Raw genomic sequence first — 12827 nt, 5'->3', positions numbered from 1 at the left:
TTCAATGTCCTGTATACCATTTCTTTGTTGGGAATCAAGGTACAAATTACAGAGGAAAGCTACACATTAGAAAGTTTTCTGGATTTTGAACCAATCAATATGAATCAATTTATGGAATAATAATTTTATTATTCATGACAGCAGTTAAAATAGAGAGATTGTGAAATCATAAAAGATAAATGTTTTGGGCTGATAAAATTGCTGCTGACGCAGTAGGTCAACAAGTAGTTAATGATTCTAAGACTCCTTCAGGAAGGGTACACGTTGGGTCTTTGCGTGGTGTGGTTATTCACGACGTTATTTACCGTGCTTTGAAACACGCAGGGAAGCCCGTCAAATTTCTGTATGGTGTAGATGATTATGATGCGCTGGATACTGTTCCTAAATACTTAGATCAAGAAAAATTTCAGCCTTATTTGGGTTTTCCTCTGTGTAATGTTCCTTCTCCTGGTGATGGTGCGGAAGATTATGCTAAGTATTTTATTGGTGAGTTTTTTGAAATTTTTGCATATTTAGGAATTAAACCAGAAACGTATTTTTTACGTGATTTATATCGTTCAGGAAAACTTAATTCCCATATTGATATTTTCCTGAAAAATGCTCATTTAGTGCGGGAAGCTTATAAGGAAGTAAGTAAAGCTGAACGTGCAAATAATTGGTATCCTTTTCAAGTTGTTTGTGAAAATTGCGGTAAAATCGCTACTACTGTCACTACAGATTATAACGGTTCAGAAGTATTTTACACCTGTAAACCTGATGGTGTTGATTATGTAAAAGGTTGTGGACATTCCGGGTGGGTTTCTCCTTTTAATGGTAATGGTAAATTACCTTGGAAAGTTGAATGGGTAGCTAAATGGGATATATTGGGTGTAACTATTGAAATGGCCGGGAAGGATCATTCTCAAAAAGGTGGTTCTCGTGATGTTGCTAATGCTATTAGTCGCAAGGTTTTACAAAAACAACCTCCTTTCCATTCTCCCTATGAATTTATTCTTGTGAATGGGACAAAAATGAGTTCTTCTAAGGGTGTGGGTTCGAGTGCTAGGGAAATTGCTGATTTATTACCTGCTGAATTATTGCGGTTTTTGATGTTAAGAACTCAACCGAAAACAGTAATTAATTTTGCACCAAATTATGAAACTACTACCCGGTTATTTAGAGATTACGACACTTTAATTAATAAGTATTCTCATACTCCTGAATTAACGGAGGAATTAATGTCTTTATTTTACGCCCAATTAGGGGATGAAATTAAAACTTTCCAACCGTTTGATTTTAGTACATTAATTTCTCTGTTGCAAGTTCCCCGTTTAAATATTCAGGAAGAAGTTGTCCAACGCAGTTTACAGCCTTTAAATGAGTATGATCAACAAATTATTGATCAAAGAATTGCTGCGGCTAAAAAGTGGTTACAAGATTATGCTGACGAGGAAGACAAGTTAGTTCTCTATTTGGAACAAGTTCCCGAAAAAGCTCATGATTTAAATTCAGAACAAGTTGCTTATTTGCAAAAATTGATGGAGAATTTGCAGGATATTGGTAACTGGGAAGCTGAGGAATTACAAACTATAATTTTCTCGACTACTAAGGAGTTAGGGGTTCAACAACCAATGGCTTTTAAGGCTTTGTATCTATCTTTCTTGAATAAAGAAAAAGGTCCAAAGGCTGGTGGTTTGTTGTCTTATTTGGAGAAGTCTTTTGTAATTTCCAGGTTGCAGGATGTGGTTAATTTGAATCAGTCAAAAGCCGAAGTTTAATTACTTAAATACTTGTTCCCTGTCAGAGACAGGGAATACAGTTAATGAGGCTCTGCCTCATATTAATGTTAGCATAAGGCAGAGCCTTTTGATTGCATTCCCAGGTAGAACCTGGGAACGAGGATAAACAAGGATTTGTGGTGCGTTACGCTGTCGCTAACGCACCCTACAAATTAATACTAAATCAATAATATGCTAAAATGAATAATAAACTTTAATCAGGTGATTAATCATGACACAATCTACACCCCAAAGAGTTGTTAGACGTGGGAGGGTATTTCCTGAAATTCAATGGACTGATGAACAAAAAGCCCAAGATAGGGCTAGAAGAGAGGCATTTTATGAGCGTTGTTGGGTAATTTTTGAACGTTTAAAACCAGAAATATTAGATAAATATTATGGTTGGTACATTGCGATTGAACCTGATAGTGGTGATTATTTTATTGATCAGGATAAGGAAGTAGCTAGTAAAATGGCTAGAGACAAGTATCCTCATGTAATTCATCATATTTTTGGCATTAATGAGACGGGAGTTAGTGGCCGCATAAGATTGAGGGAAGATTTGGAGAAATCTGTAAATGATATATAAGTATCATGGCAAAGACTATACTTCCCAATCTTCAAGTTGTAAATTTTCAACCCTTTGAAATTCTCTAGTGTTATGAGTTACTAAAATAAGATTATTAGCTAATGCAATGGCAGCAATTTGAAAATCATAAGCACCGATAGGAGTACCTAACTTTGATAATTGAAAACGAATTTCACCATAAATTATAGCTGCTTTTCCATCAAAAGGTAAACTGATATATTGAGAGAAAAATAACTCATATAAAGCTAAATTTTGCTCTTTTTTTACGCTACGACAAGCCCCATAGTATAATTCTCCTTTGACAACATCACACAAACAAATATTTTCACGATGAGTAATTTTAAATTTATTAATTACATTTTCACTACGTCCTGTTAAATATTGAATGCAGGTGTTAGTATCTAATAAGTAAATCATCATTCAATATCCCAAATTCTTTGATCGCAATCAACTAAATTTTCTCTAACTAAAACCTCACCTTCCCACTTTCCAGCAGTTTTATCAAAAAAATCCGCAGGATATCCTAATTCTTGTGGTGTTGGTATGTTCTCTTCAAAAGCATCAGTAATAATAATAATTAATTCTTGATTAGCTAATTGTTGGGGAAGTTGTAACAATAATTTACCTTGTGCATCAACTTTTGATTTAAGTTTTATTTGCATATAATTAACTCCTTAGTATCTTGGATTATTATACTACTAATTGTTTGAAAAGTATTTTATTTTTTAATTATTCATGGCTTTTAATACTCTTTCAATTTCCTTGGGTACGTCAATTTGTTTGGGAGTCCAATATTCAATATATCCTGTTTTAACAGATGTTACTTTTGTTCTCAACCAATAATCAAAACTTTTCCTAAATTCGGTTTTCATTGTTCTTGGTTTAAAATTGCAAAAATTGTTTCTCTATCTGTTAATTCTGTTTTTTCTCCTTCTTCAATAGCTTTTGATAAGGCAATATCTTCAATTATTTCCGTAAATAAAGCTGAAAATTCTTCTTTGTTTTCTGAAAAAAGTTCTATTATTAATTCTTTCAGGGTTTGTTTAAGTTGATTGCGTTCTAAGGATAGGTTAGACATAATTATCACCATAACATATATTATATTATATCTTATTTTAAATGTAAGTCAAGCAAGACTTAATAAAAATGGGTTAAATAAGTCAATACCTTTGTCAATTTTCCAAATATAGGCCAGAAAACCAATACAATCTTTACTAGATTAATACTTGTTCCCTGTCAGAGACAGGGAATGCAGTTAATTAGGCTCTGTCTCATATTAATGTTAGCATAAGGCAGAGCCTTTTGATGGCATTCCCAGGTAGAACCTGGGAACGAGGATAAACGAGGATTTGTGGTGCGTTACGCTGTCGCTAACGCACCCTACAAATTAATACTAAATCAATAATATGCTAAAATGAATAATAAACTTTAATCAGGTGATTAATCATGACACAATCTACACCCCAAAGAGTTGTTAGACGTGGGAGGGTATTTCCTGAAATTCAATGGACTGATGAACAAAAAGCCCAAGATAGGGCTAGAAGAGAGGCATTTTATGAGCGTTGTTGGGTAATTTTTGAACGTTTAAAACCAGAAATATTAGATAAATATTATGGTTGGTACATTGCGATTGAACCTGATAGTGGTGATTATTTTATTGATCAGGATAAGGAAGTAGCTAGTAAAATGGCTAGAGACAAGTATCCTCATGTAATTCATCATATTTTTGGCATTAATGAGACGGGAGTTAGTGGCCGCATAAGATTGAGGGAAGATTTGGAGAAAATGGACAAATTTATTTGGAAATTGATTTAATTGGTGGGGATGATTTCAGTTTTCCTGTAGAAACAATGTTAGATACAGGATTTACTGAATTTTTAGCCATGAATAAACAAGATATACAAAGTCTTGATTGGACTTTTTCAGGTCAAGATAAATTAAGAACTGCTCAAGGAGAAACCAAATTTGATGTTTATCATGGTAGGGTAATTATAGATGGTCAAGAGTTTGAAATTCCTGTATTTGCTGGAGATGAAATACAGGAGATTTTACTGGGTTCTCGATGGTTGAAGTTATTCGTTTTAATTGCTAATTTTGCAGAAAATAGGGTAAGTTTAGAGTTAATTTAATCTCTGTTTTTTATTAAAATACCAATCTTTGAAATGAGGATAAACGAGGATTTATGGTGCGTTACGCTGTCGCTAACGCACCCTACAAGGTTAATCCCTGACGAAATTGTTTAATTGCTTCTAGGGGTGAAGATAATAAAAGACAACGATTTAATAGGGATAAATCTAATTTGGGTAACAATTCACTATTATTAACTTTCTCATATTCTTGTTCTCGCAAACAGTAACTTTCTAAAGTTCCATTCTCCCAAAACCAAACTTCGGGAACTTGCATTAATTTATATTTTTGTAATTTAATAGGACTACCACTAGTAATCACAATTTCAATACATAAATCTGGTCTAGATTTATCAATTTGAAAACAATAGGATAAATCAGCTTGATACTCAACTATACCGGGAATAATTTGCGAATAGCTACCACTGGGAAAAAATTCAATCTCTTCTATTTCAAAGTGTTTGGTTAGTAATGCAGCCATTAAACTACTAATTGCTTCATGGGGTTTACTGATAGTCACGATTTCTAAAACTCCCTCACAATAAAATAAACGCACTCCTGGTACATTCTCAAAGGCTTTTTGAATTGCTTGAAAACTTTCCCAAGTTATTCCAGGACGGTAGAAATGTTGTTCTTTTTCTACTAAATTTAGAGAATTTTCTAAAGTTTGAGTCATGATATCTCTCACTTTCCTTAGTTATGAGGTTGATGTTATTAACAAATTATCAAAAGAGGTAAATTTTTCAGGTGCGTCAGAGATCAAAGGGCGATTTATGGCTGGCTGAGTTATCGAATCTGACGCACCTTAATTTTGGTGTTGGTAATTTCACCGTTTAGCTAATTCTGGTGTTTTTCCTTTTAATCCTATCATCAATTTCAGAGCAAATATTCTGATCATTGGGACTTTTTGCATCATCCATAAACCGAGACGACGAACTATTACCACTGGTAAAAAGTTGTTAGAAAAAACTCGATCTAATAAATCGGTGAAACCCAATATTGCTAGGTTTTCTTTTTTTCTCCAGCGTTCATATTTTTTGAGAATGGAAATATTACCAATATCTTGACGATTTTGCTGTGCTGTTTGGATGATTTCGGCTAATGCTGCTGCGTCACGAATACCTAAATTTAAACCTTGTCCTCCCACGGGATGACAATTATGGGCGGCATCGCCAATTAATGCTAATCTAGGGAGAACATAGCGATCGCTCTGCATTAATTGTACTTGAAAAATAAACCTCTCCCCTAATAATTCTAATTTACCCATTTGCTCACCATAGCGTTTAGTCAGTTCCGCTAAAAATTCCTGATCACTTAAAGCGCATAAGGCTTTTGCTTCCGCATGGGGCGCTGTCCAAACAATGCGACAACGGTTTTCTGGTAAGGGTAAAATTGCAAAGGGTCCACTAGACCAAAATTTCTCGTAAGCGGTGTTATTGTGGGGTTTTTCGGGCTTGACAAAAGCTACAATACATGATTGCCAATATTTCCAGCCTTTGGTTTTAATTCCCGCAGCTTCACGAATGGGAGATCTTGCACCATCAGCAGCCACTAATAATTTACTACGAATCGTTTTGGTGGTCTCGTTAATTTTGATGTTAATCTTAATTGTATCTAACTGATTTTCCGTACTTACCACTTCTGCTGGACAAAGATAAGTTACATTTGCACAATTTCCCACAAATTCCTGTAATGGTGCTAATAGTGCGTAATGTTCTGCTACATAACCTAACTCTGGTGTATCTAAGTCCGTAGTTTGGAAGTTAACTACATGAGGATAATCAGCATCAGAAAGACGAACTTGATTATATTTAGCGATATTGGGGAGAATTTTATCCCATAAACCAATGCCTTGGAAAATTTTTGCTGACAACATATGTACAGCATAGGCCTGGCCTTTCGCTACTGCGGCTGATGTCATTCTAGCTTCAATCAGCAGGATATTTAAACCAGAATCTTTTAAAGCGCAGGCCAGGGTTAAACCAACAATTCCACCACCGACTATGACTAAATCATAATCATATCCCCAATGGTTTTCTGTGGGGGAGTGGGGAGAGGAAAGGGTAGGAGTCAGAAGGGTGGAAGACATTGTGAAGATAAATTACAATAGTTTTAATTATTATTGTGACGTGATTACGATTGATAATCAAGGCAAATAGAAAAATCCTCTGACAAATCACCATCAAAAAGACTTTCAAAACATCCTTTCAGCGGAAATTATAGTCCAAGTTCGGCTTTTTCAGGGAGATTTAGGGGGGTTTCAAGGCCTCTCCCCGCACCTCTCCCTAGCCCTCTCTTCTTAGGAGGGGGAAAAGGAATAACATTTAATACTGGAGAGGTTTACCAGAGGGGTTTATTTATACTTATACATTAAAAACTTTTCAAACATCCTCTAAAACCGAGAATCTAAAATTCTAATTTGGATTTGGTGAAGACGCGGACCAATAATTGAGATGACGGTAAATTCAAGATTGTTATAATTAAATATCTCGCCTTTGTTCGGAATTTTTTGGCATTGATAAAGTAAAAATCCCCCCAAAGTTTGATACTCTCTAGTTAGGGGTAAATTGAGATGCAAGACTTGATTAACTTCTTCTAGATTAATTTGTGCTTGGATTAAAAATGTCCGTTGGTCTACCATTTGAATAAGTAAGTCATTACTACTATTAGATTCACCTGCATGACCAATAATCTCAGCAATTATATCTTGAATGGTCGCTAGTCCCACAATGCCCCCAAATTCATTAACTACCATTACTATAGTCGCTTTCTCTTGCTGCATCATTGGCAAAAGTTCACTTAAGAGAGTTTGTTCCGGTACAAATCGAGGAGGACGCATCCAAGGTCTGATTTGTGTCTCTGGTGTAATTTTTCCTAAAGCTAAGGGTTGTGCTAAATCTTGAAAGTAGACTATGCCACAAATGTCGTCTAAGGACTCGCCAATGATAGGATAGCGAGAGTGACCAGTAGATGTTATTTCTTCAAGTAATATGTGAAAGGTGGCGGTTATGGGTAAAGCAATAATGCTAGTCCGGGGAATCATGATATCTTCGGCGGTAATATCCCCAAATTCAAAAATATTATTTAACAGTTCTCGTTCTGCATTTTCTAAACCTGTAGATTCTCGTTCCGTAGATATAATTAACTGTAATTCTTCTGGTGTAACTGGAGGTCGCCAACTTTGACCTATGTATTTAATTCCAAATAATTGTAATAGCCATTGGGTTGATTGATTAAGAACCCAGATAAAGGGACTAAAAAAGCGGACTATTGCTTTAACTGATGGACCTAAAAACTTGGCTAGATGTTCTGAATATAACATAGCCACTGATTTGGGACACAATTCGCCTAAAACGATTTGTAGGTAAGCAATGGCAAAAAAGGCAATAGGGACTGATAAAGAATGCGCTAGTAAGTAATTAATTCTCAAAGGTGAAGGCCAGGAGTCAAGCCATTTTTCTACTAATACAGCAATTGTACTTTCTCCAATCCAACCCAGTGCCAGACTAGAAAGGGTAATACCTAGTTGGGCTGTAGATAGTAGTCTATCCATACTACGTTGTAATGTTTCCACAGCGATCGCTTGGATATCACCAGCTTGCACTAACTGTTGAATGCGTGTCCGTCGCACTGTCACCATTGAGAACTCCGCCGTCACAAAAAACGCATTGATAGCAATCAGCACTAGTACGCTACACAATCGTAGTCCCGTATCCATCCAAGTTAAGGTAGAAAAAGCGCTCACTGTCTAAAATAGTATATAAATTACCCACAGGGGAAAGAAATTTTTTGATTTTTGGTTTTTGAGGCTAAAGTATAAAAAATACAATCCCAAATCCAAAATCCAAAATCCAAAATTGAATGTTAATTACCTTTCTCTACAGGAATATCAGACAATTGTAACTTAAGTCTTTGGGCTGGATAATCAGTTAAAGACAGAGATATCTGCTTGACATCATCAAGTAAAGCCGTGGGAATGCTAATTGTACCTTTAAATTCTGCCCCTTTGGCGGGCAATTCTGCGGGTAAACCTTCTGTAATTGCACTCAAGGTTCTTCCTTTATCGTCAGTAATATCTAAAAAGCTATAGAGAAACCGTACAGAATCAGTTCCTTTATTTTGCATATTTACTCTTAGCAATAAATCACCCCCAGAATAGCGCACAGACTGTACAGACATAGTTACGCCTTCACTTTCAGCAGAAACAGGAAATCCTGGTTGCAGGGTTTCTTCTGCTACTTGTTTAGGTTTTTCCTGCATCTGGGATTTGCCAGTTTTAATTTCTTCTTCTTCTGCTGACTTTTCCGGTTTGTTACCTTGGTTTTTATTGTTAATTCTTGACTTTACAGCTTTGAGAATATCTTCCTCTTTCAGGAAAGCTTCAATGCCCTGCTGGGGATTATTGCTCTTACTACTGTTAAATTTATTAACGGGACGACCATCTGGTGTAGTGACACCTTTGAGCGCATCACTTCCCAATTTAAATCCTAAAAAACCACTTGCAGAACTTGCTCCCAACATCAGGGTTAATAAAATTAAGGTCAGGAGTACAGTAGTGTTGATTTGCATCGCTAAGAAATTATGACATAAAGGAAAGAGGTGACAGGTGAGAACTAAAAATTTTCTCTTGGCCTAGCCTGCCTTAGTATTACTAATTACTAGCCTAAATTTAGATAACTAGCAACCGGGATGAATGGGAATTAAAATTTGTTTACTTTATATGCTAGTAGGGATTTCAAAATTCGGCTTTGTCAATCCCGGTAAAATTTACCTCCTTACATACTAGTACCGTGCAGCGTAAGTGAATGAACTATTTTTAAGCCTTATAATCAATTCAATATAATCAATCAAATTTTCTGAGATGTCTAATGGTCATCTTATTTACGCAGGGTTGCGCTATTACCCCAGGGCAGAAGTAAAAATCATACACTTTAAGCTTTTTAACCCCTGATAATGGTAATTTTATTTACGCCGTCCTGCACTAGATAAGCTGTTGAGCATTTAAACATAATTGATAATTGTTCACGGGTTGCCAAATTATAGTAGGATAGTGTATTGTGGTTGATATACGATAAAATATCGTTAGTTAAACCTAAAGCAGAGGGTTGAAATCCAAGTAAGTAAGCGCTCTTGGCCGATTGGGGAGGCAACGAACTCATAATTCGTCTTCAGGCTGGTTCAATTCCAGCAGGGCGCATTTTAAAGGGATGCGGAAATTCCATCTTCAACTAAGTAAGATGGGGTAGTTTATAAATTAACTAAATCTCACACATCCTTTAGACGAATCCTTCCGTCGCCGCATACCCTGTAGTTACGGAATATTTCCTCAATAATCAATAATTACAGCACTTTGTGTAACGCTTTGGTACAATATGGAATCCTACAACTCTTGTTCCATCAATATTTTAGATATTTATGTGTGGTACTTTAAAAATAAAAGTGCTGTAATGATAAATCAAGTAATCAACTAACACCTTGTTAAGGTGGTGATAGAAGCTTTTTCAGTGGATGAGTAGTTACTTAACTACCTACTTTCTCTCAGTTTTCTCTCAAAACGGTTAGAACAGTTACTTTGTACCGTCGAGAAAACGAACTTTATCAAGTTTTTAGAATCTTAAAAAAACTAGGTCAAATTTTGAATTAATTGTAAATTAATTATGTCCAGTCGTCCTATCTACCTCGATTGTCATGCTACTACCCCGGTTGATGAAAGGGTAATGGCTGCTATGATTCCCTACTTTACAGAAAAGTTTGGAAATGCGGCTAGTATTAGCCATATTTACGGTTGGGAATCTGAAGCTGCTGTTAAACAAACACGGGAAATTTTAGCAGCAGCAATTAACGCAACACCAGAGGAAATTGTTTTTACCAGCGGTGCAACGGAAGCGAATAATTTAGCTATTAAAGGTATTGCTGAAGCTTATTTCCAAAAAGGTCAACATATTGTAACTATTGCCACGGAACATAAAGCCGTTTTAGATCCTTGTGAATATTTAAAAAATCTGGGTTTTAATCTCACCGTTTTACCGGTAGAAAAAGATGGATTAATTGATGTAAATCAGTTAGAAAAAGTCTTGCGTGATGATACAATTTTAGTATCTGTAATGGCTGCAAATAATGAGATTGGAGTTTTACAACCAATAGCTGAAATTGGGGAAATGTGTCATCAACGGCAAATTATTTTGCACACAGACGCAGCCCAAGCTATTGGTAAAATACCTTTAGATGTGGAAGAAATGAATATTGATTTAATGTCTCTCACAGCCCATAAAGTTTATGGACCAAAGGGAATTGGGGCTTTATATGTTCGCAGACGTAACCCTAGAGTCAAACTTGCTTCTCAACAACATGGGGGAGGACATGAAAGAGGAATGCGTTCGGGGACTTTATATACACCGCAAATTGTCGGTTTTGGTAAAGCTGTAGAAATTGCAATAGCTGAACAAGAAATAGAAAATCAACGATTAATAGAATTAAGAGAAAGATTGTGGAAACAGTTATCTAATGTCGGAGGAATTTACTTAAATGGACATCCTCAAAAACGATTAGCAGGAAATTTAAATATTAGTGTTGAAGGTGTAGATGGTGCAGCACTTTCTTTAGGTTTACAATCAATAGTAGCTGTATCTTCTGGTTCTGCTTGTTCTTCTAATAATGTTGCCCCTTCCTATGTTTTGAAGGCCTTGGGACATTCAGATAAATTAGCTTATGCTTCCGTGCGATTTGGGATTGGCAGATTTAATACAGTTGAGGAAATTGATCAAGTTGCCCAACAGGTAATTTCTACTGTGCAAGGTTTAAGAAGTGCATCAGTTGTTAGTTGTTAGAAGCAATTATTTTTTGAATTTAGTTGTTGGGAAAGGGGGGTTAATAAATTTTTGATTTGTGTTTTAATTTGTGGACAAGATTCTGGTCTGGGTTAACTGGAATTTTTTCCATATTCATTTATTTTCCCTAGTTTTCAGGAATGGGGAAATAAATTCCCCTGTTCTCCTATATCTTGATTTTCCCTTTGTGCTTTCTTAAATGTCAATTCTCCCTGTTTCATATCAAAAAACTCTGGTCGCTTCTGTGCTGTTAATAATTCTTCAATAGTTAAAATTTGCACTTTCGCGTAATTTCTGCCATTTCCAGCTTTATAAAAACCTGAAGATGCTGCTTCTTTAATCATTGGTTGACTGGGAGGTGTGAGAGTCACAAACAATCCTATTTCTGCCTTATTTGTCTCCATTGTACCGCGTAAATCTCTAATCATCGCTGGGTTAAGATTTTTCCCACCTTTAACACTGACAATAATCTTTTTCACAGCAGTTTTATTTGATTTTTTGATATCAATAACATCTTCAAAAAATATCAATCCATCAATACCACCATCTGCACCTTTCTTTTTATCTTTATATGGTTGTGCATTCACAAGAGAACAAGCCCACCATTCAAATTGATAAGGATCTCTTGTAAATAAATCCTCTGCTGCTGCTAAATCTTTAGGTGTACCTTCTACTTCAAATTCAATCCCTGGAACTAACTTTTGATTCTTATTTTCATCTTCAATAAATTTGTTAGGAAAAGCATCTCTTAATCGCTTTTCTATTAAAGCAATTGCTAAATGAGTGATATCAATACCGATCCAATTTCTCCCTAAATTTTCTGCTGCGTGTATTGCTGTTCCACATCCACAAAATGGATCAAGTACAATATCACCTTTATTACTACTAATTTTAATAATACGTTCAAGCAATGATTGTGGTTTTTGTGTGGGATATCCTAACCGTTCTTTAGCTTGAGAAGAAACAGGTTTAATATCACTAATTATATCTTGAATCTGTGTACCTGGAGCTTCATCTAAATATCTCTTATATTGTGGTACTTGCCCTTTCACTGGCCAGTAGATTAGATTATTAGCATCTAGAATATCTAGTTTTTCTTGTGTTGATAGTGACTTAGAATTACCATTAATTAAGCTTTCAATTGCTTTGACAGGTAATGCCCAGTGACGACCAACATCTGTAGGGTTAATACCACGCCAAGGTTTACCTGAATCACCTTTTCTGATACCTGCTGCTGTTAATGTTACAAGCCGATAAAACCCTTTATCATCTTCAAATCTATAAAAGTCTTTAATATAGTTTTCGTCGTAGTCTTGATAAACTTTATGCCATGTATAATCCTTCGTTTTTGTGTATAACAAAATAGTATCGTGAACAGGTCCCCACCTTTTAGCACCTCCATGAGAACCAGTCCTTTTCCAGATAATTTCATTTCTAAATTTATCCGCTCCAAAAATCAAATCTAAAATCATTTTTAAATAATGACTTGCTGTAGGATCGCAATGTAAATATAAACTACCTGTAGATT

Annotated in this window: 14 protein-coding genes and 1 tRNA gene; 6 read left to right on the top strand and 9 right to left on the bottom strand. The window is 35.5% G+C overall.

The window, feature by feature from the left end:
* Positions 1 to 179: 179 nt before the first annotated feature.
* On the top strand, positions 180 to 1757 hold the full coding sequence (gene lysS / locus H6G25_RS15550) for a lysine--tRNA ligase (protein WP_190393263.1): 1578 nt from the start codon (positions 180 to 182) through the stop codon (positions 1755 to 1757).
* A 232-nt stretch (positions 1758 to 1989) separates the two neighbouring features.
* Positions 1990 to 2346 (top strand): hypothetical protein, encoded by a 357-nt coding sequence (locus tag H6G25_RS15545; protein ID WP_190393262.1) that lies wholly within the window; start codon positions 1990 to 1992, stop codon positions 2344 to 2346.
* A gap of 15 nt (positions 2347 to 2361) precedes the next feature.
* Here H6G25_RS15545 and H6G25_RS15540 read toward each other — a convergent pair whose 3' ends face one another.
* The 4 genes from H6G25_RS15540 to H6G25_RS15525 all read right to left on the bottom strand — a co-directional run bounded on the left by H6G25_RS15540 (position 2362) and on the right by H6G25_RS15525 (position 3424).
* A complete protein-coding gene (locus tag H6G25_RS15540) occupies positions 2362 to 2766 on the bottom strand; it encodes a type II toxin-antitoxin system VapC family toxin (RefSeq protein WP_347239200.1) in 405 nt (134 codons plus the stop codon).
* Complete coding sequence (locus H6G25_RS15535) at positions 2763 to 3008, bottom strand: hypothetical protein (protein WP_028084951.1); 246 nt, start codon at positions 3006 to 3008, stop codon at positions 2763 to 2765. Before H6G25_RS15535 ends, H6G25_RS15540 begins: the two co-directional genes overlap by 4 nt.
* A 63-nt stretch (positions 3009 to 3071) precedes the next feature.
* Complete coding sequence (locus H6G25_RS15530) at positions 3072 to 3218, bottom strand: hypothetical protein (protein WP_190393261.1); 147 nt, start codon at positions 3216 to 3218, stop codon at positions 3072 to 3074.
* Positions 3215 to 3424, bottom strand: coding sequence for a hypothetical protein (locus tag H6G25_RS15525; RefSeq protein ID WP_190371122.1), 210 nt, complete (start codon positions 3422 to 3424; stop codon positions 3215 to 3217). The genes H6G25_RS15530 and H6G25_RS15525 overlap by 4 nt, the downstream gene beginning before the upstream one ends.
* 368 nt (positions 3425 to 3792) lie before the next feature.
* Between H6G25_RS15525 and H6G25_RS15520 the strand changes: the two genes are divergently transcribed.
* Both H6G25_RS15520 and H6G25_RS15515 read left to right on the top strand, forming a co-directional pair.
* A complete protein-coding gene (locus H6G25_RS15520) occupies positions 3793 to 4161 on the top strand; it encodes a hypothetical protein (RefSeq protein WP_190393260.1) in 369 nt (122 codons plus the stop codon).
* Entirely contained in the window at positions 4110 to 4475 is a 366-nt protein-coding gene (locus tag H6G25_RS15515) for an aspartyl protease (protein WP_190393313.1), read from the top strand. The genes H6G25_RS15520 and H6G25_RS15515 overlap by 52 nt, the downstream gene beginning before the upstream one ends.
* 82 nt (positions 4476 to 4557) lie before the next feature.
* Here the strand turns inward: H6G25_RS15515 and H6G25_RS15510 are convergent, their stop codons facing one another.
* The 4 genes from H6G25_RS15510 to H6G25_RS15495 all read right to left on the bottom strand — a co-directional run bounded on the left by H6G25_RS15510 (position 4558) and on the right by H6G25_RS15495 (position 9041).
* Positions 4558 to 5148, bottom strand: coding sequence for a Uma2 family endonuclease (locus tag H6G25_RS15510; protein WP_190393259.1), 591 nt, complete (start codon positions 5146 to 5148; stop codon positions 4558 to 4560).
* 150 nt (positions 5149 to 5298) lie between these two features.
* Positions 5299 to 6561: an FAD-dependent hydroxylase gene (locus tag H6G25_RS15505; protein WP_190393258.1), complete on the bottom strand. Its 1263-nt coding sequence runs from the start codon at positions 6559 to 6561 to the stop codon at positions 5299 to 5301.
* A gap of 303 nt (positions 6562 to 6864) precedes the next feature.
* On the bottom strand, positions 6865 to 8190 hold the full coding sequence (locus H6G25_RS15500; RefSeq protein ID WP_190393312.1) for a hemolysin family protein: 1326 nt from the start codon (positions 8188 to 8190) through the stop codon (positions 6865 to 6867).
* 146 nt (positions 8191 to 8336) lie between these two features.
* Positions 8337 to 9041, bottom strand: a complete 705-nt coding sequence (locus tag H6G25_RS15495) for a hypothetical protein (RefSeq protein ID WP_190393257.1) — start codon at positions 9039 to 9041, stop codon at positions 8337 to 8339.
* A gap of 555 nt (positions 9042 to 9596) precedes the next feature.
* Between H6G25_RS15495 and H6G25_RS15490 the strand changes: the two genes are divergently transcribed.
* Together H6G25_RS15490 and H6G25_RS15485 are read left to right on the top strand one after the other, a co-directional pair.
* Positions 9597 to 9669: transfer RNA gene (locus tag H6G25_RS15490), tRNA-Met, on the top strand.
* 460 nt (positions 9670 to 10129) lie between these two features.
* A complete protein-coding gene (locus tag H6G25_RS15485) occupies positions 10130 to 11299 on the top strand; it encodes an IscS subfamily cysteine desulfurase (RefSeq protein ID WP_190393256.1) in 1170 nt (389 codons plus the stop codon).
* A gap of 134 nt (positions 11300 to 11433) precedes the next feature.
* On the opposite strand, the gene H6G25_RS15480 is transcribed toward H6G25_RS15485, so the two are convergent.
* Positions 11434 to 12827, bottom strand: a 1394-nt coding sequence (locus tag H6G25_RS15480; protein ID WP_190393255.1) for a DNA methyltransferase, incomplete at its 5' end; no start/stop codon positions are given.

Source organism: Dolichospermum sp. FACHB-1091 (assembly GCF_014697585.1).
Classification (GTDB): Bacteria; Cyanobacteriota; Cyanobacteriia; order Cyanobacteriales; family Nostocaceae; genus Dolichospermum.
This window is presented reverse-complemented; position numbering and strand designations above follow the sequence as displayed.

What these genes read in the sequence shown, in the direction of transcription:
- H6G25_RS15525 (WP_190371122.1), bottom strand. Translation starts at nt 3,424, where the DNA reads ATGTCTAACCTATCCTTAGAACGCAATCAACTTAAACAAACCCTGAAA.
- H6G25_RS15495 (WP_190393257.1), bottom strand. Translation starts at nt 9,041, where the DNA reads ATGCAAATCAACACTACTGTACTCCTGACCTTAATTTTATTAACCCTG.
- H6G25_RS15505 (WP_190393258.1), bottom strand. Translation starts at nt 6,561, where the DNA reads ATGTCTTCCACCCTTCTGACTCCTACCCTTTCCTCTCCCCACTCCCCC.
- lysS (WP_190393263.1), top strand. Translation starts at nt 180, where the DNA reads ATGTTTTGGGCTGATAAAATTGCTGCTGACGCAGTAGGTCAACAAGTA.
- H6G25_RS15545 (WP_190393262.1), top strand. Translation starts at nt 1,990, where the DNA reads ATGACACAATCTACACCCCAAAGAGTTGTTAGACGTGGGAGGGTATTT.
- H6G25_RS15535 (WP_028084951.1), bottom strand. Translation starts at nt 3,008, where the DNA reads ATGCAAATAAAACTTAAATCAAAAGTTGATGCACAAGGTAAATTATTG.
- H6G25_RS15540 (WP_347239200.1), bottom strand. Translation starts at nt 2,766, where the DNA reads ATGATGATTTACTTATTAGATACTAACACCTGCATTCAATATTTAACA.
- H6G25_RS15485 (WP_190393256.1), top strand. Translation starts at nt 10,130, where the DNA reads ATGTCCAGTCGTCCTATCTACCTCGATTGTCATGCTACTACCCCGGTT.
- H6G25_RS15530 (WP_190393261.1), bottom strand. Translation starts at nt 3,218, where the DNA reads ATGAAAACCGAATTTAGGAAAAGTTTTGATTATTGGTTGAGAACAAAA.
- H6G25_RS15510 (WP_190393259.1), bottom strand. Translation starts at nt 5,148, where the DNA reads ATGACTCAAACTTTAGAAAATTCTCTAAATTTAGTAGAAAAAGAACAA.
- H6G25_RS15500 (WP_190393312.1), bottom strand. Translation starts at nt 8,190, where the DNA reads ATGGATACGGGACTACGATTGTGTAGCGTACTAGTGCTGATTGCTATC.
- H6G25_RS15520 (WP_190393260.1), top strand. Translation starts at nt 3,793, where the DNA reads ATGACACAATCTACACCCCAAAGAGTTGTTAGACGTGGGAGGGTATTT.